We start from the raw sequence: 17154 nt of genomic DNA on the forward strand, positions 1-17154 counted from the left end.
TGCTTAGGGGGAGCCTTTCCTTACCCTTTGCAATGGTTGTGTACGGCATGGGGTGTTCGGCTCAGCCCGCCGCGCGCGGGCGCCCAGGGTAAGGACGCGCTCGGCGTGGTGCTCCTCGTGCAGGTCGATGCGCCGGGCGGTGAGCAGGTGGCGCGGGCTGATGACGTCCTCGACCCGCGGCCGCGCGTCCCGGGTGACGACCAGCAGCCGGGTCACCTCGTGCCGCGCCATCCGGTTGGCGAGGGCCCGCAGGGTCTCGTCGGGGTGCGCGGTGACCGCGGGCGCCGCGAGCGCGGCGAGCGCAGTGGTGTCGCCGGGCCGTCGCGCCCGCACGGCCCGCGGTATGCCCGGCAGCTTATCATTGCAGACTGCAATGGTCACCTTCGGTGACAGGCGGTGTCCGAACCGTGAGACGGCAGCGGCGGAGTGAGGAGTCCATGGCCCAGCAGGACGAGGGCCGGCGCGAGGCGCCGGTGCAGGGGGGTCCCGACGAGGCCCTGGACCGGGAGGCGGAGGAGGTCACCCTCGCGGTGATGGCGGCCTCCCGGCTGGTCGTCGCCCTGTCCGCGCGCGCCCTGGCCGCCGTCGACGTCCCGCTCACCCTGCCCCAGCTGCGCTCCCTGGTCGCGCTGCGCACCTGCGGCCCGATCAAGCTCGCCGCCATGGCCGCCACCCTCGGCGTCAGCTCCTCCACCGCGCTGCGCATGGTCGAGCGCCTGGAGACCCTCGGCCTCACCGACCGGCGGGTCAACCCGGACAACCGTCGCGAGGTCGTGCTCCGCCTCACCCCGGCGGGCGAGGAACTGGTCGACCGCGTCCTCGGCCACCGGCGCGCGGAGATCCGCGCCCTGGTCGCCCGGCTGCCCGCCCCGGAGCGCGCCGGGCTCGTCCCCGCCCTGACCGCGCTGACGGCCGCGGCCGGAGACCTCGACCCCGGGCTCGACCCCGCCGGGGAGGCGGGCCGCCTCGCCGGCGTCGTCGACGACCCGCTGAACCCGGCACCCTGACCGCTCCCGCCGCCGGTCACCGCGGGGTACATGTCGCATTCTCGCCAGCGCCCGGCGCCCGCGGTGGCCGATCCTGGAGACATGCAGACAGCGACGCCCCTCGACCGGGAGCACTGCGTGCGCGCCGTGCAGTCCAAGGACGCGCGGTTCGACGGGTGGTTCTACACCGCCGTCCTGACCACCCGCATCTACTGCCGGCCCAGCTGCCCGGCCGTCCCGCCCAAGCCGGAGAACATGACCTTCCACCGGAGCGCCGCCGCCTGCCAGCAGGCCGGGTTCCGGGCCTGCAAGCGCTGCCGCCCCGACACCAGCCCAGGCTCCCCGGAGTGGAACCGGCGGGCCGACCTGGTGGCCCGCGCCATGCGGCTCATCGCCGACGGCGTCGTGGACCGCGACGGCGTACCCGGCCTCGCCGCCCGGCTCGGCTACAGCACCCGGCAGGTCGAGCGGCAGCTCCTCGCCGAACTCGGCGCCGGACCCCTCGCGCTCGCCCGTGCCCAGCGCGCCCAGACCGCCCGGCTGCTGATCGAGACCACCCCGCTGCCCATGGCGGAGATCGCCTTCGCGGCCGGCTTCTCCTCCATCCGGACGTTCAACGACACCGTCCGCGAGGTCTTCGCCGTCCCCCCGAGCGAGCTGCGCGCCCGGCTGCCCCGGCGACACGCGGCGACCGCACCGGGGACGCTCACGCTGCGGCTGCCGTTCCGCGCCCCGCTGCACCCCGACAACCTCTTCGGGCACCTGGCCGCCACCGCCGTACCCGGCGTCGAGGAATGGCGCGACGGCTCCTACCGGCGCACCCTGCGCCTGCCCTACGGCCACGGCATCGCCGCCCTCGCCCCACGCCCCGACCACATCGCCTGCCGCCTCACCCTCAGCGACCTGCGCGACCTCACCGTGGCCATCAGCCGCTGCCGCCGGCTGCTCGACCTCGACGCCGATCCGGTCGCCGTCGACGACCGGCTGCGCACCGACCCGCTGCTCGCGCCGCTGGTCGACCGGGCACCGGGCCGCCGGGTGCCGCGCACGGTCGACGAGGCCGAGTTCGCCGTCCGCGCCGTGCTCGGGCAGCAGGTCTCCACGGCCGCCGCCCGCACCCACGCGGCCCGCCTGGTCACCGCCCACGGCAAGCCGCTGGACGACCCCGAGGGCGGGCTCACCCACCTCTTCCCCACCCCGGAGGCGCTGGCGGCCACTGACCCCGGGACGCTCGCGATGCCGCGGACCCGGCGCACCACCTTCACCACCCTCGTCCGGCACCTGGCCGACGGCACCCTGCGCCTGGGCGTCGACTCCGACTGGGCCGAGGCCCGCGCCCGGCTGCTGGACCTGCCCGGCTTCGGCCCCTGGACCACCGACGTCATCGCCATGCGCGCCCTCGGCGACCCCGACGCCTTCCTCCCCACCGACCTCGGCATCCGGCGCGCGGCACAGGACCTGGGCCTGCCCGCCACCCCGGCCGCGCTCACCGCCCGCGCCGAGGCCTGGCGGCCCTGGCGGGCGTACGCGGTGCAGCACCTGTGGGCGACCGGCGACCACCCCGTCAACGTCCTTCCCGAGTAAGGAAACCCGAGGGAACCCGATGCCCCGCCACACCATCACCGACAGCCCGTACGGGCCGCTCACCCTGGTCGCCGACGAGGACGGCGCGCTGTGCGGCCTGTACATGGCCGCACAGCGCCACCGCCCCGCCGAGGAGACCTTCGGACCGCGCGACGACACCCTGCCCGTCTTCGCCGAGGCCGCCGAGCAGCTCTCGGCCTACTTCACGGGCGAGTCGAAGGAGTTCACCGTGCGACTCGCCCTGCGCGGAACACCGTTCCAGCGCCGCGTCTGGGAGCAGCTGACGAGGATCCCCTACGGCGAGACCCGCACCTACGGCCGGCTCGCCGAGGCCCTCGGCAGCCCCGGCGCCTCCCGCGCGGTCGGCCTCGCCAACGGCCGCAACCCGATCGGCATCATCGTCCCCTGCCACCGCGTGATCGGCTCCGACGGCAGCCTCACCGGGTACGGCGGCGGCCTGGACCGCAAGCAGCGCCTGCTGGACTTCGAGCGGGGCACGGCCCTCTTCTGACCGGTGCCCACCCGCGCCGTGTCGTCCTCACCGGCGCACGGCCGATCCGCGAAGAATGTCGGCATGGGCATCGTTCTGCCGACTCTCTTCGCGCTCCTGGCGGCGCTCAGCAACGCGCTCGCGACCGTCCTGCAGCGCCGGGCCGCGCAGAGCGTGCCGCAGTCCCGGGGATTCCGCCCCGGACTGATCCTCGACCTCCTGCGGCGGCCCGTCTGGGTGGCCGGGATGGCCACGGTGATCGTGGCCGGCCTCTGCCAGGCGGTCGCGCTGGCGACGGGACCGATCTCCCTCGTCCAGCCGCTGTTCATCCTCGAACTCCCGCTGGCCCTGATGCTCGCCCCGGTCCTGCGCCGCCGCCGGCCGTCCGGCGCGCTGCTGCTGAAGCTGCTCGTCGTCGTCGCGGGGCTGGGGCTGGCCCTGCTGTCCGCCGCGCCCGCCGGCAACCGCACGCATGTCTCCATCGACCGCTGGCTCCCCGTCCTGGCCGCCTCCGCCGGGGCGGTCGCCGTCCTGACCGCCACGGGCTTCAGACGGTCACCGGGCCGGTTCCGCGCCGCCTGCCTCGGCGCCGCCACCGCGATCCTCTTCGCCCTCACGGCCGGACTCATGAAGACGTCCGTCCACATCCTCGGCGACGCCGGCCTCACCGGCTTCCTCACCTCCTGGCAGACCTACGCCTTCGGCGCGAGCGGCGTCTGCGCCATGCTGCTCCTGGAACACGCCCTGCAGGGCGGCCCCCTGATCGCCTCCCAGCCCGCCCTCACCCTCGGCGACGCCACCATGAGCTTCCTGCTCGGCGTCCTGGTGTACGAGGAACACGTACGGACCGGCTGGTGGCTGCTGCCACTGACGCTCGGGATCGGCCTCGTCGTCGCCGGGGTCTTCGCCCTGGCCGGAACCGAGACGGCACCGCCGTAGGCACCCGGACGGCGTGGCCGGCGCTCGGCCGCCCGTCGCCCATCGGACCCCGGCGGCCACCCCCGGCAGCACAGCCGGTCCCACCCACCGCCGGTGCGGGACCCGGCGCACCGGCGGAAACACCCACACGGCGGCCGCGGCACCGCCCGCCCCGATGGCCAGGACACACGACAGGACGACGCCCGCACACGCGTCGTCATCCCAGGGCCCGGACGGGCGGATGGTCAGTGCCGTCCGGCAGAAGTACGCCGCGACGAGGGTGAGCAGGACCGGTGGTACGGCGAGAACCAGGCGGAGGCAGCCGCGGTCGTCGTCGACGGGGTCGGGTCCGGTCGTCAGACGAGGCGGCGCAGCAGCTCGGGCAGGGCCGTGCCGATGGGTTCGCGTACGACCTCGTCGGCGAGGTCGTCGTACGGGGTCGGCTCGGCGTTGACGATGATCAGGCGGGCGCCGTGGTCGGCGGCGACGCCGACCAGGCCGGCGGCGGGCTGCACCTGGAGGCTGCTGCCGACGGCGAGGAACACGGTGCAGGCCTTGGCGATCCCGAGGGCCTCGCCGAGCACCACGGGGTCGAGCCGTTCGCCGAACATCACCGTCGCCGACTTCAGGATGCCCCCGCACTCCCGGCACGGCGGATCGGCCTCCCCGGCGTCGACGCGGGCGAGCACGTCCTCCATCGGGCCGCGCGCACGGCAGCTCGTGCACACCACGCTGCGCGCGGTGCCGTGCAGCTCCAGCACCTTGCGGTGGGGCATCCCGGCGCGCTGGTGCAGCCCGTCCACGTTCTGCGTGATCACCCGCACGGGGACGCCGGACTTCTCCAGCTCGGCGACGGCCCGGTGGGCCGCGTTGGGCCGCGGTCCCAGGGCGTGGGTCTCGCGGCGCATCAGCCAGGAGCGCCGCCGGATCTCCGGGTCGCCCATGTAGTACTCGTACGTCACGAGCTTCTCGGCCTCCGGGTCCCGCCGCCACAGGCCGGCCGGGCCGCGGTAGTCGGGGATGCCGGAGTCGGTGGAGATGCCGGCCCCGCTGAGGACGGCGACGAGGGGCTTGCTCATGCGGTCGAGCTTAGGTTCGGGCGGACGGGCACCGCGAACGGATATCGGCGCACGGCGGGAACGGTCGGACAGGCCCTGGCGACCCGGCCGGGCGGTCAGGCCACCCGGTGGCCGTTCTCCAGTTCCGCCGTGCCCGCGCCGGACTCCAGGACGTCCAGGGCGGCCAGCACGCGGCGGCCCAGGGCGCCGGGAAGGTGGGCGGGCAGGTCCTCGCGCGGGACCAGGCGCCAGGACAGCAGCTCCTCCTCCTGCAGGCGGATCGCCTCGCACTCGGCCTCGGTGAGCACTCCGCCGTCGTACAGGTACGCCACCAGCGGCGGCCGTCCCGTGCCGTGCACCCAGTCCACCGCCAGCAGCCGGCCGAGCTCCCGGTCCAGACCGATCTCCTCCAGCGTCTCGCGGCGGGCGCCCTGGCGCGGGGTCTCCCCGTCGTCGGACTCGACGGTTCCACCCGGCAGGGCCCACCCGTCCCGGTAGTTCGGCTCGACGAGCAGCACCCGGCCCTCGGCGTCCCGGAAGAGCGCGGCGGCACCGGCCAGGATGCGGGGGAGGCTCGCGATGTAGGCGGCGAAGCTGTCAGTCGTGGTCATCCAGGAAGGGTAACCAGGTGCCGCGATGCTATGGCGCGGCCGTCGCCAGGCGCAGGGTGCGTTCGGCCAGCGCACTGATCCGCACCCCGTCGAACCCGAACACCGCGCTGCGCACCGTGTCCTCGAGCGGGTCCTTCCACCGGGCCGGGACTGCCGCAGCGCCGGTGAACACCCCGGCCACCGAACCGGCCGTCGCGCCGTTGGAGTCGGTGTCCAGGCCGCCGCGCACGGTGAGGGTGACGGTGCGGGTGAAGTCGCCGTCGCCGTAGAGGAGGCCCGCGGTCAGGACGGCCGCGTTCGGGACGGTGTGGATCCAGCCGAGGCCCGCGGTCTCCGCGGACACCGTGCCGAGCGTCTCCTCCCAGCTCAGCCGGGCCTCGTACAAGGAGATCACCCGGCGCACGGTGCGGGCCAGCCGGCTGCTCGCCGGGATCACCGCCAGCGCGCTCTCCAGGGCGTCGCGCACGGTCGGCGCGGTGAAGGCGGCCGAGATCAGCGCGGCCGCCCACATCGCGCCGTACACGCCGTTGCCGGTGTGCGACAGCACCGCGTCCCGGCGGGCCAGCGCGGCGGCGGTGCGCGGGTCGCCGGGGCGGGTCCAGCCGTGGACGTCGGCGCGGATCAGGGCGCCGATCCACTCCTGGTAGGGGTTGTCGTACGTCGCCGTCAGCGGCGGCTTCAGCCCGTTCGCGAGGTTCCGGTACGCCGCGCGCTCCGCCGTGAACGTCTGCAGGTACGGCAGCCTGAGCAGCCACAGGTCGCCGACCTGCTCGGTGGTGAAGCCGAAGCCGTGGGTCTCCAGCAGGTGCAGGCCGAGGATCGCGTAGTCGACGTCGTCGTCGCGGCAGCTGCCGTGGATGCGGCCGCGCACGCACTGGCGCCACTCGGGACGCAGGCCGAGGGCGTCGGTCTCGTCGGCGGGCTCGGGCAGGTAGTCGGTGAGGGGCAGCGCGCCCGCCCTGCGCAGATAGCCGTCGATGCGCTCGCGGGTCCACACCTCGCCCTGTTCCACGGGCTTGCCGAGCATGTTGCCGGCGACGCGGCCGAGCCAGCCGCCGTGCACACGGTCGGCGAGGTCGGGACCGGCGGGTCCGGGTCCGGTGGGGTGGGTGCTCATGCCCTCGGGCCTACCCGTTTTCCCCGGCCCGCTCCCAGCGGCTGCCCAGGGTTCGGTCGGGGCATGACGGCGGGGGCGCGCCGAGGTTAAGGTCGCAGCGGCGCGACTGGCCCCGACGTGCGCGGGGCCCGGAGAGCAAGGGGAAACAGGTGACACAGCGCGTGCTCATCGCCGCGGACAAGTTCAAGGGCTCGCTGACGGCCGTGCAGGTCGCCGAGCGGGTCACGGCCGGGCTGCGCCGGGTCGTGCCGTCCCTCGAGGTCGAGGCGCTGCCGGTGGCCGACGGCGGCGACGGCACCGTGGCCGCGGCGGTCGCGGCCGGTTTCGAGCGCCGGGAGGTGCGGGTCGCCGGGCCGCTCGGTGAGGAGGTCACGGCCGCGTTCGCGCTGCGCGACGGGACCGCGGTCGTGGAGATGGCCGAGGCGAGCGGGCTGCAGCGGCTGCCGGCCGGTGTCTTCGCGCCGCTGACGGCGTCGACGTACGGCTCCGGCGAGCTGCTGCGGGCGGCGCTGGACGCGGGAGCGCGCGGCATCGTCTTCGGCGTCGGAGGCAGCGCCACGACGGACGGCGGCGCCGGGATGCTGGCCGCCCTGGGCGCGCGGTTCCTGGACGAGGACGGTGAGCCGGTGCCGCCGGGCGGGGGCGGGCTGGCCCGGGTGGCACGCGCCGACCTGTCGGGGCTGGATCCGCGGCTGTCCTCGGTGGACCTGGTCCTGGCCAGCGACGTCGACAATCCGCTGACCGGGCCGAAGGGCGCGCCCGCGGTCTACGGGCCGCAGAAGGGCGCCTCGCCGGACGACGTCGGCACCCTGGACGCCGCCCTCGCCCGCTTCGCGAAGGTGCTGGAGGCCGAGGTCGGGCCGCGGGCCGCGGAGTACGCGATGGCGCCGGGCGCGGGGGCGGCGGGCGGCGTCGGGTACGGCGCCCTGCTGCTGGGCGCCCGGTTCCGGCCCGGCATCGAGGTCATGCTGGACGTCCTCGGCTTCGCGCCCGCGCTGGAGCGGGCGTCGCTGGTCATCACCGGCGAGGGGTCGCTGGACGAGCAGACGCTGCACGGGAAGGCGCCGGCGGGGGTGGCGGCCGCGGCCCGCGCCGCGGGGAAGGTGGTCGTCGCGGTGTGCGGGCGGTTGGCCCTGCCGGGGCAGGCGCTGCCGGCGGCCGGCATCGAGCGGGCCTATCCGCTGACCTCGGTCGAGCCCGACGTCGCCCGGTGCATCGCGGATGCCGGGCCGATCCTGGAGCGGGTCGCCGAGCGTCTCGCCGAGGACTACCTGGGCTGAGGCCGGCCCCTGGGGGCTCGCCCCCAGGGACAGCGGAGGGCCCCGTATCCGTCTCCGGATCCGGGGCCCTCCGTACGAGCGCCGCTACGGCAGCTGCGCCGCCCGCGCCTCACGGCGGTTGTCGCGGAAGTTGTTCACCCGGCGGGCCGTGGCGAACAGCGGGATCACCGCGCCCATGACCAGCTGCAGGGCGCAGCCCGTCTGGAGGAGGAGCTGGCCGCTCGGGGCGTCGAACGCCCAGGCCGCCAGCAGGCCCATGGACAGGACGATCCAGGAGAGCATGGCGCCGGCGAGGCGCCCCCGGGGCTTCGGGTACTCCACTCGGCTCACCATCAGCCACGCCGTGCCCAGGATCGCCAGCAGCGTCGCCACGAAGGGCAGCTCCAGCAGCACGATGGAGACGACCGTCAGCGCGCCGAAGGGCGAGGGCATGCCCTGGAACGTGCCGTCCTTCACCGTCACGCAGCTGAACCGCGCGAGTCTCAGCACCACGGCCAGGAGCACCACGATCGCCCCCAGCGCGGCCACTCTCTGGTGCGCGTCGTCGGCGACCATGCCGTAGACCAGCACGAAGTACGCCGGCGCCAGACCGAAGCTGATCAGGTCGGACAGGTTGTCCAGCTCGGCGCCCATCGGGGACGAGCGCAGCTTGCGCGCCACCAGCCCGTCGAACAGGTCGAAGACGGCCGCGCACAGCATCAGGATGACGGCGGTGGCCGCGCTGTGGCGGGCCATGCCCGTCTCCTGGTCGCCGGTGAGGTGCGGGATCAGGATCCCGGTGGTGGTGAAGTACACCGCCATGAAACCGCACGTGGCGTTGCCCAGCGTGAGGGTGTCCGCTATCGACAGGCGCAGAGAGAGGGGCATCTCCTCCTCGTCGTCCACGTCGTCGGCCTCGGGCACCCAGCCCGCCTGGGTCTCCGGATCAATCACGGTCAATGCGAGTCACCCCAGCCACGGTCTTCTGTCCGACCTCGACCGCGACCTCCACGCCCTCGGGCAGGTAGAGGTCGACACGCGAGCCGAAGCGGATCAGACCGATACGGTCGCCCTGCTCGACCTTCGTGCCCTCCGGGATGTAGGGCACGATGCGGCGGGCCACCGCGCCGGCGATCTGGATCATCTCGATGTCGCCGAGTTCGGTGTCGAAGTGCCAGACTACGCGCTCGTTGTTCTCGCTCTCCTTGTTGAACGCGGGAACGAAGCCGCCGGGGATGTGCTCGACCGACGTCACCGTGCCCGCGAGCGGGGCGCGGTTGACGTGGACGTTGAGCGGGCTCATGAAGATCGCGACGCGTGTACGGCCGTCCTTCCAGGGCATGATGCTCTGCACCACACCGTCGGCGGGGGAGATGACCCGGCCCGGGGCGATCTCCCGCTCGGGGTCGCGGAAGAACCACAGCATGCCCGCCGCGAGCGCGGTGGCGGGCACGGCGACGGCCTTGGCGGCGCCCGAGCGGCGGGCGCGGGCCAGGCTGAGGGCTGCGGTGGCGACGGTCGGGAGAAGCCACGGCGATGCTCCGCGCGCGAGGCGTGTGCCTACCAGGCTGTCGCGGTGTGCAGAGGTTTGGCTGTGGGGCATGGATGACCTTCGTAGCGGATGATGCCGCGCTTTGACGGGGGACGGCGGCTTTCCCGGGATCGTACCGGTCGGGGCCCGCAACTGGGCAAGCGAGTCAGCCGAGTCGGCGGCCGAACACCGCCTACGGGGTGTGATCTTCTTCTCGAAGAAAACACCCCGTAACCGGACAATCAGCCCTGGAACCGATACTCTTCGAGCAGCCTGCGGCCGATGATCATTTTCTGGATCTCGGCGGTACCTTCACCGATGAGCAGCATCGGGGCCTCCCGGTAGAGGCGCTCGATCTCGTACTCCTTGGAGAAGCCGTAGCCGCCGTGGATCCGGAAGGCGTCCTCCACGACCTCCTTGCAGTACTCGGAGGCCAGGTACTTCGCCATGCCGGCCTCCAGGTCGTTGCGCTCCCCGGAGTCCTTCTTGCGTGCCGCGTTGACCATCATGGCATGCGCGGCCTCCACCTTGGTGGCCATCTCCGCCAGCTTGAACTGAATGGCCTGGTGGTGGGCGATCGGCTTGCCGAAGGTGTGCCGCTGCTGGGCGTACTGGACGCCCAGCTCGAAGGCGCGCTGGGCGACGCCGCAGCCGCGCGCCGCCACGTTGACCCGGCCGACCTCCACGCCGTCCATCATTTGGTAAAAACCTCGGCCGGTGACGCCGCCGAGCACCCGGTCGGCCGGAATCCGCAGGCCGTCCATGATGAGCTCGGTGGTGTCGACCCCCTTGTACCCCATCTTCTCGATCTTGCCGGGGATGGTCAGGCCCGGGCGGACCTCGCCGAAGCCCGGCTCCTTCTCGACCAGGAAGGTGGTCATCGACTTGTGGGGCGCCGTGCCCTCGGGGTGTCCTTCGTCACTCCGGACGAGAACGGCCACCAGGGAGGACGTGCCGCCGTTCGTCAGCCACATCTTCTGGCCGTTCAGGACGTACTCGTCGCCGTCCCGGACCGCCTTGGACGTGATCGCCGACACGTCGGAGCCCAGGCCCGGCTCCGACATCGAGAAGGCGCCGCGGATGTCGCCGGCCGCCATCCGCGGGAGGAAGTGGTCCTTCTGCTCCTGCGTGCCGTGCTGCTTGAGCATGTACGCGACGATGAAGTGGGTGTTGATGATGCCGGACACCGACATCCAGCCGCGGGCGATCTCCTCCACGCACAGCGCGTAGGTGAGCAGCGACTCGCCCAGGCCCCCGTACTCCTCGGGGATCATCAGGCCGAACAGGCCGAGTTCCTTCAGGCCGTCCACGATCGCCTGCGGGTACTCGTCGCGGTGCTCCAGCTCCGTCGCGACAGGAATGATCTCCTTGTCGACGAAGTCCCGGACGGTGGAGAGGATCTCCTGCTGGACGTCGGTCAGACCGGCGGTCTGGGCGAGACGGGCCATGGCCTACTTCTCCTGCTGCTTCGGTTCCGGGCGGCCGGGCTGCTCGCCGCCGCGCTCCTTGATGTACGTCTCGGTGGGCACCATGACCTTGCGGCGGAAGACGCACACCAGGGTGCCGTCCTGCTTGTAGCCCTTCGTCTCCACGTGGACGATCCCGCGGTCGTTCTTCGACTTCGACGGCCACTTGTCCAGGACGGTCGTCTCGCCGTAGATCGTGTCGCCGTGGAAGGTCGGCGCCACGTGCTTGAGGGACTCGATCTCCAGGTTGGCGATCGCCTTGCCGGAGACGTCCGGGACGGACATGCCGAGCAGGAGGGAGTAGATGTAGTTCCCGACCACCACGTTCTTGCCGAAGTCCGTCGTCTTCTCGGCGTAGTTCGTGTCCATGTGGAGCGGGTGGTGGTTCATGGTGAGGAGGCAGAACAGGTGGTCGTCGTACTCCGTGACCGTCTTGCCCGGCCAGTGCTTGTACGTCGCCCCGACCTCGAACTCCTCGTAGGTGCGTCCGAACTGCATCGCGCTCAGGCCTCCGGGATCTCGAACTTCGACGTGCGCTGCATGCCGGCGGCCCGTCCCTTGCCGGAGATGACCAGGGCCATCTTGCGGCTGGCCTCGTCGATCATCTCGTCGCCCAGCATCGCCGAGCCCTTCTTGCCGCCCGCCTCGGACGTGTAGTAGTCGTACGCGTCCAGGATCAGCTCGGCGTGGTCGTAGTCCTCCTGGGACGGCGAGAAGATCTCGTTGGACGCCTCGACCTGGCCCGGGTGCAGCACCCACTTGCCGTCGAAGCCGAGCGCGGCGGCGCGCTGCGCGACCTCGCGGTAGCCCTCGACGTTGCGGATCTGCAGGTAGGGGCCGTCGATCGCCTGGAGGTTGTTGGCCCGGGCGGCCATCAGGATCTTCATCAGGATGTAGTGGTAGGCGTCCGCCGGGTAGCCGGGCGGCTGCTCGCCCACGACCAGCGACTTCATGTTGATGGAGGCCATGAAGTCGGCCGGGCCGAAGATGATCGTCTCGACGCGCGGCGAGGCCTGCGCGATCTCGTTGACGTTGTTCAGGCCCTGCGCGTTCTCGATCTGCGCCTCGATGCCGATGCGGCCGACCTCGAAGCCCATCGTCTTCTCGATCTGGGTCAGCAGCAGGTCCAGCGCGACGACCTGCTGGGCGTCCTGCACCTTCGGCAGCATGATGCAGTCGAGGTTCTGGCCGGCGCCCTCGACCACCGTCACGACGTCCCGGTACGTCCATTCGGTCGTCCAGTCGTTCACCCGGACGACGCGGGTCTTGCCGGTCCAGTCGCCCTCGTTGAGGAACTTGACGATGGTGTGCCGCGCCTCGGGCTTGGCGAGCGGCGCGCACGCGTCCTCCAGGTCCAGGAACACCTGGTCCGCCGGGAGGCCCTGCGCCTTCTCCAGGAACCGGGGGTTGGACCCCGGTACCGCCAGGCAGGAGCGCCGGGGGCGAAGGCGGTTGACAGGCGTGGTCATGCGGGGACCTCCAGAGGGTCGAGCTTGTTCGCTTTCCGGATCTCGTCGACGATGCGGCCGATGATGCCGGTGATGTCGAAGTCCTTCGGGGTGAAGACGGCGGCCACTCCGGCTTCCTTCAGCTGCTCGGCGTCACCATTCGGGATGATGCCACCGGCGATCACCGGTATATCTGTGGCACCGGCCACACGGAGGCGTTCGAGCACGTCCGGCACCAGCCGCGCGTGCGAGCCGGACAGGATCGACAGGCCCACCGCGTGGACGTCCTCGGCCAGGGCCGCGTCCACGATCTGCTCCGGCGTCAGCCGGATGCCCTGGTAGACCACCTCGAAGCCGGCGTCGCGGGCGCGCACGGCGATCTGCTCGGCGCCGTTGGAGTGCCCGTCCAGGCCGGGCTTGCCGACCAGGAAGCGCAGCTTGCCCACGCCCAGTTCGCGGGCGGTGGCGTCCACCCGGGCGCGGACGTCGGCGAGCGCCGAGCCGGCCTCGGCGGCGACGGCCACCGGCGCGGAGGAGACCCCGGTGGGCGCCCGGTACTCGCCGAACACCTCGCGCAGCGCCCCGGCCCACTCGCCGGTCGTGACGCCGGCCCGGGCGCACTCCAGGGTGGCCTCCATCAGGTTGCCGGTGCCCTTGGCGGCCTCCTTCAGCCGCTCCAGCGCCTTGCAGGGGCGCGGGTGGTTGAAGGGCGGCTGGTAGCGGGTGTCGCGCCACCGCTGGAGGGACTCCACGACCCGCGCCTCGACGGCCGGGTCGACCGTCTGGATCGCGGTGTCCAGGTCGGCCGTCAGCGGGTTCGGCTCGGTGCCCTCGAAGATGTTGACGCCGACGATCTTCTCCTGGCCGGACTCGATCCGGGCCCGGCGCTCGGCGTGCGAGGCGACCAGCTGCGACTTCAGGTAGCCGGACTCCACGGCGGCCATCGCGCCGCCCATCTCCTGGATGCGGTCGATCTCCGCGAGGACGTCCTCGACCAGCCGGCCGACCTTCTCCTCGACCACCTTCGAGCCCTCGAAGATGTCCTCGTACTCCAGCAGGTCGCTCTCGTAGGCGAGCACCTGCTGGATGCGCAGGCTCCACTGCTGGTCCCAGGGCCGGGGCAGGCCCAGGGCCTCGTTCCAGGCGGGCAGCTGCACGGCGCGCGCGCGGGCGTCCTTGGAGAGGGTGACCGCGAGCATCTCCAGCACGATCCGCTGGACGTTGTTCTCCGGCTGCGCCTCCGTCAGGCCCAGGGAGTTGACCTGGACGCCGTAGCGGAAGCGGCGCTGCTTGGGGTCCTCGATGCCGTACCGCTCGCGGGTGATCCTGTCCCAGATACGGCCGAAGGCGCGCATCTTGCACATCTCCTCGACGAAGCGGACGCCCGCGTTCACGAAGAAGGAGATGCGGGCGACCACGTCGCCCATGCGCTCCTGCGGCACCTGGCCGGAGTCGCGCACGGCGTCGAGGACGGCGATCGCGGTGGACATCGCGTACGCGATCTCCTGCACCGGCGTGGCCCCGGCCTCCTGCAGGTGGTAGCTGCAGATGTTGATCGGGTTCCACTTCGGGATGTGGGAGACCGTGTACGCGATCATGTCCGTCGTCAGGCGGAGGCTCGGCCCCGGCGGGAAGACGTGCGTCCCCCGGGACAGGTACTCCTTGACGATGTCGTTCTGGGTCGTGCCCTGGAGCTTGGTGACGTCCGCGCCCTGCTCCTCGGCGACGACCTGGTAGAGCGCCAGCAGCCACATGGCGGTGGCGTTGATCGTCATCGAGGTGTTCATCTGCTCCAGGGGGATGTCCTGGAACAGCCGGCGCATGTCACCGAGATGCGAGACGGGCACGCCGACCCGGCCGACCTCGCCGCGGGCGAGGATGTGGTCGGGGTCGTAGCCGGTCTGCGTCGGCAGGTCGAACGCCACCGACAGACCGGTCTGGCCCTTGGCGAGGTTGCGCCGGTACAGCTCGTTGGACGCCTCCGCGGTCGAGTGGCCCGCGTACGTCCGCATGAGCCACGGACGGTCCTTCTGACGCTCTGTCATCTGCGGCTCTCAGACGTTCCGGAAGCGGTTGATGGCGTCGATGTGCTGGGCGCGCATCTCCTCGTTGCGCACGCCCAGGCCCTCCTCGGGGGCCAGGCACAGCACGCCGACCTTGCCCTGGTGGAGGTTCCGGTGGACGTCGTAGGCGGCCTGGCCGGTGTCCTCGAGGGAGTACGTCTTCGACAGGGTGGGGTGGATCTTGCCCTTGGCGATGAGGCGGTTGGCCTCCCAGGCCTCGCGGTAGTTCGCGAAGTGCGAGCCGATGATCCGCTTCAGCGACATCCACAGGTACCGGTTGTCGTACTCGTGCATGTAGCCCGAGGTCGAGGCGCAGGTGGTGATGGTGCCGCCCTTGCGCGTGACGTAGACGGAGGCGCCGAAGGTCTCGCGGCCGGGGTGCTCGAAGACGATGTCGATGTCCTCGCCGCCGGTGAGCTCGCGGATGCGCTTGCCGAAGCGCTTCCACTCCTTCGGGTCCTGGGTCTGCTCGTCCTTCCAGAACTTGTAGCCCTCGGCGTTGCGGTCGATGATCGCCTCGGCGCCCATGGACCGGCAGATCTCCGCCTTCTGCGGCGAGGAGACGACGCAGATGGGGTTGGCGCCGCCGGCCAGCGCGAACTGCGTGGCGTAGGAGCCGAGGCCGCCGCTCGCGCCCCAGATGAGCACGTTGTCGCCCTGCTTCATGCCGGCGCCGTTGCGGGAGACCAGCTGGCGGTAGGCGGTGGAGTTCACCAGGCCGGGGGCCGCGGCCTCCTCCCAGCTGAGGTGGTCCGGCTTCGGCATGAGCTGGTTGGACTTCACCAGCGCGATCTCCGCCAGGCCGCCGAAGTTGGTCTCGAAGCCCCAGATGCGCTGCTCGGGGTCGAGCATCGTGTCGTTGTGGCCGTCGGAGGACTCCAGCTCGACGGACAGGCAGTGGGCGACGACCTCGTCGCCGGGCTTCCAGGCGTTGACGCCCGGGCCGGTGCGCAGGACGACGCCGGCGAGGTCGGAGCCGATGATGTGGTACGGCAGGTCGTGGCGCTTGGCCAGCTCGTTGGTGCGGCCGTAGCGCTCCAGGAACCCGAAGGTGGACAGCGGCTCGAAGATCGAGGTCCACACCGAGTTGTAGTTGACCGAGGAGGCCATCACGGCCACCAGGGCCTCGCCCGGGCCCAGCTCGGGCAGGGGCACGTCGTCCAGGTGGATCGACTTGCGCGGGTCCTTGTCGCGGGTCTCCAGGCCCGCGAACATCTCCGTCTCGTCCTTGTGGACGGTGATCGCGCGGTACGACTCGGGGAGCGGCATGGCGGCGAAGTCGGCGGACGTGGCGTCCTTCGACTGGATCGCGTCCAGGATGTCCTTCACGGTCACGGTGTTGCCTCCGGCGGTGAGCGCCCTGAGGGAGGGGCGCCTGGGGGTTCGTCGGTGCTGCGGTGAGTGCTGCTGAGGGTTTTCGGGTGGAGCGGGTGTGCCGTCGGTTCGGCGGGTGGTGCTTCGGCAGCGCGTTGTGGCGCGGGAGGTTGCCTGTGACGCAGGCGTTCGGGCGCGCAGGTGATGGTCTGCGGGGACAGCCCGGACACCTTCAACGTATGACACCGCGTGTCACCTTGCAAGGCACTGAGTGCCAGATATTGCTCTCAGATGAAATCTTTACTTGACAGATGAGCGATGATCGATCACGCGGGGGCTCCGAGGGCGGGTAAAAGGGGCGCTGACATGCAAAAACGGCCACCCGGAGGGTGGCCGTCGTCACAGCGGGAAAGGCGCTTCGGAGGCGGGGTCAGCGCTCCTTGAGTGCCTGCTCGATGGTCCGCATGACCTCGTGCAGGGGCGCGTCGGTGCGGGCGACCGTCACCAGCACCTCGCCCTCCACCGAGGAGAGCGCGGAGGCGCCGGCGGAGGCGCCCGCGGAGGCCGGGTGCGGGGCCGTGCCCCGCCCGGCGCCGATGCCGGTGCCGAAGGTCTTGCGCACGATCGCGAAGGCGTGGTCGAGCTGGGCCTCCACGTCGCCCTGTCCGCCGGCCCGCAGCCAGCGCCGCAGGACGTGGTTGTGGGCGGTGACGACGGCGGAGGCGGCGACCTCGGCGAGCAGCGGGTCGTCGTTGGCGTCGTCGGCGTGCGCGTGCTCGTCGAAGTGGCCGAGCAGGTAGCGCGTGAACAGGCGCTCGTAGCGGGCCACCGAGGCGATCTCGGCCTCCCGCAGGGTGGGCACCTCGCGCGTCAGCTTGTACCGGGCGACCGAGATCTCCGGCCGGGCCGCGTACATCTTCATCACTTCCTTGATCCCGCGGCACACCGTGTCGAGCGGGTGCTCGTGCGCGGGGGCGGCGTTGAGCACCGCCTCGGCGCGGATCAGGGTGTCGTCGTGGTCCGGGAAGATCGCCTCTTCCTTGGAGCGGAAGTGGCGGAAGAAGGTGCGGCGCGCGACCCCGGCCGCGGCCGCGATCTCGTCGACGGTGGTCGCCTCGTACCCCTTGGTCGCGAACAGCTCCATCGCTGCGGCCGCCAGCTCTCGGCGCATTTTCAGCCGCTGGGCGGCGGCACGGCTGCCTGCGGCACTCTCCGGCGCGTCGGGCGTGACTGGTGTACGGGCGGACTTGGCGGGCTGGGACATGTCCCGAACGTACTGCATGTGCGCAGCTCGGTGCGCGGGTCCCCG

17 protein-coding genes are annotated in these 17154 nt (G+C 72.0%); 5 read left to right on the top strand and 12 right to left on the bottom strand.

Features of this window, described 5'->3' with window-relative positions:
* Positions 1-3: 3 nt before the first annotated feature.
* Positions 4-333 (bottom strand): CBS domain-containing protein, encoded by a 330-nt coding sequence (locus AQJ66_RS03515; RefSeq protein WP_061916117.1) that lies wholly within the window; start codon positions 331-333, stop codon positions 4-6.
* A gap of 104 nt (positions 334-437) precedes the next feature.
* Here AQJ66_RS03515 and AQJ66_RS03520 point away from each other — a divergent pair, with 104 nt between their 5' ends.
* From AQJ66_RS03520 to AQJ66_RS03535, 4 genes are all read left to right on the top strand, one after another.
* Complete coding sequence (locus tag AQJ66_RS03520; protein WP_061916120.1) at positions 438-1007, top strand: MarR family winged helix-turn-helix transcriptional regulator; 570 nt, start codon at positions 438-440, stop codon at positions 1005-1007.
* 81 nt (positions 1008-1088) lie between these two features.
* Entirely contained in the window at positions 1089-2570 is a 1482-nt protein-coding gene (locus AQJ66_RS03525; RefSeq protein ID WP_061916122.1) for an AlkA N-terminal domain-containing protein, read from the top strand.
* 19 nt (positions 2571-2589) lie between these two features.
* Positions 2590-3081, top strand: a complete 492-nt coding sequence (locus AQJ66_RS03530; protein ID WP_061916124.1) for a methylated-DNA--[protein]-cysteine S-methyltransferase — start codon at positions 2590-2592, stop codon at positions 3079-3081.
* A gap of 63 nt (positions 3082-3144) precedes the next feature.
* Positions 3145-3999 carry a DMT family transporter gene (locus AQJ66_RS03535; RefSeq protein ID WP_061916127.1) on the top strand — a complete coding sequence of 285 codons (855 nt, stop codon included), beginning with the start codon at positions 3145-3147 and terminating at the stop codon, positions 3997-3999.
* Positions 4000-4334: 335 nt separating this feature from the next.
* Here AQJ66_RS03535 and AQJ66_RS03540 read toward each other — a convergent pair whose 3' ends face one another.
* The 3 genes from AQJ66_RS03540 to AQJ66_RS03550 all read right to left on the bottom strand — a co-directional run bounded on the left by AQJ66_RS03540 (position 4335) and on the right by AQJ66_RS03550 (position 6764).
* Positions 4335-5057 carry an SIR2 family NAD-dependent protein deacylase gene (locus AQJ66_RS03540; protein WP_061916129.1) on the bottom strand — a complete coding sequence of 241 codons (723 nt, stop codon included), beginning with the start codon at positions 5055-5057 and terminating at the stop codon, positions 4335-4337.
* A 95-nt stretch (positions 5058-5152) separates the two neighbouring features.
* Entirely contained in the window at positions 5153-5647 is a 495-nt protein-coding gene (locus tag AQJ66_RS03545) for an NUDIX domain-containing protein (RefSeq protein WP_061916132.1), read from the bottom strand.
* 28 nt (positions 5648-5675) lie between these two features.
* Positions 5676-6764 (bottom strand): ADP-ribosylglycohydrolase family protein, encoded by a 1089-nt coding sequence (locus AQJ66_RS03550; RefSeq protein WP_061916135.1) that lies wholly within the window; start codon positions 6762-6764, stop codon positions 5676-5678.
* A 161-nt stretch (positions 6765-6925) separates the two neighbouring features.
* Here AQJ66_RS03550 and AQJ66_RS03555 point away from each other — a divergent pair, with 161 nt between their 5' ends.
* Positions 6926-8044, top strand: a complete 1119-nt coding sequence (locus tag AQJ66_RS03555) for a glycerate kinase (RefSeq protein ID WP_061916139.1) — start codon at positions 6926-6928, stop codon at positions 8042-8044.
* Between the two features lie 84 nt (positions 8045-8128).
* On the opposite strand, the gene pssA is transcribed toward AQJ66_RS03555, so the two are convergent.
* The 8 genes from pssA to AQJ66_RS03595 all read right to left on the bottom strand — a co-directional run bounded on the left by pssA (position 8129) and on the right by AQJ66_RS03595 (position 17109).
* On the bottom strand, positions 8129-8947 hold the full coding sequence (gene pssA, locus AQJ66_RS03560) for a CDP-diacylglycerol--serine O-phosphatidyltransferase (protein ID WP_061916143.1): 819 nt from the start codon (positions 8945-8947) through the stop codon (positions 8129-8131).
* A gap of 22 nt (positions 8948-8969) precedes the next feature.
* A complete protein-coding gene (locus AQJ66_RS03565) occupies positions 8970-9626 on the bottom strand; it encodes a phosphatidylserine decarboxylase (protein WP_061916146.1) in 657 nt (218 codons plus the stop codon).
* Positions 9627-9796: 170 nt separating this feature from the next.
* Positions 9797-11002, bottom strand: a complete 1206-nt coding sequence (locus AQJ66_RS03570) for an acyl-CoA dehydrogenase family protein (protein ID WP_061916149.1) — start codon at positions 11000-11002, stop codon at positions 9797-9799.
* A gap of 3 nt (positions 11003-11005) precedes the next feature.
* Positions 11006-11518: a MaoC family dehydratase gene (locus tag AQJ66_RS03575; RefSeq protein ID WP_061916152.1), complete on the bottom strand. Its 513-nt coding sequence runs from the start codon at positions 11516-11518 to the stop codon at positions 11006-11008.
* A gap of 5 nt (positions 11519-11523) precedes the next feature.
* Positions 11524-12489: an HpcH/HpaI aldolase/citrate lyase family protein gene (locus AQJ66_RS03580; RefSeq protein WP_061916155.1), complete on the bottom strand. Its 966-nt coding sequence runs from the start codon at positions 12487-12489 to the stop codon at positions 11524-11526.
* Positions 12486-14513, bottom strand: a complete 2028-nt coding sequence (locus AQJ66_RS03585) for a protein meaA (protein WP_061916158.1) — start codon at positions 14511-14513, stop codon at positions 12486-12488. Before AQJ66_RS03585 ends, AQJ66_RS03580 begins: the two co-directional genes overlap by 4 nt.
* Positions 14514-14522: 9 nt before the next feature.
* The gene (ccrA, locus tag AQJ66_RS03590) at positions 14523-15860 is read right to left on the bottom strand and encodes a crotonyl-CoA carboxylase/reductase (protein WP_061916741.1); all 1338 of its coding nucleotides are present in this window, start codon (positions 15858-15860) and stop codon (positions 14523-14525) included.
* Between the two features lie 415 nt (positions 15861-16275).
* A complete protein-coding gene (locus AQJ66_RS03595) occupies positions 16276-17109 on the bottom strand; it encodes a TetR family transcriptional regulator (RefSeq protein WP_208611267.1) in 834 nt (277 codons plus the stop codon).
* Positions 17110-17154 lie beyond the last annotated feature (45 nt).

Origin of the sequence: Streptomyces bungoensis, assembly GCF_001514215.1 — a bacterium.
In the GTDB taxonomy this organism is placed as follows: domain Bacteria; phylum Actinomycetota; class Actinomycetes; order Streptomycetales; family Streptomycetaceae; genus Streptomyces; species Streptomyces bungoensis.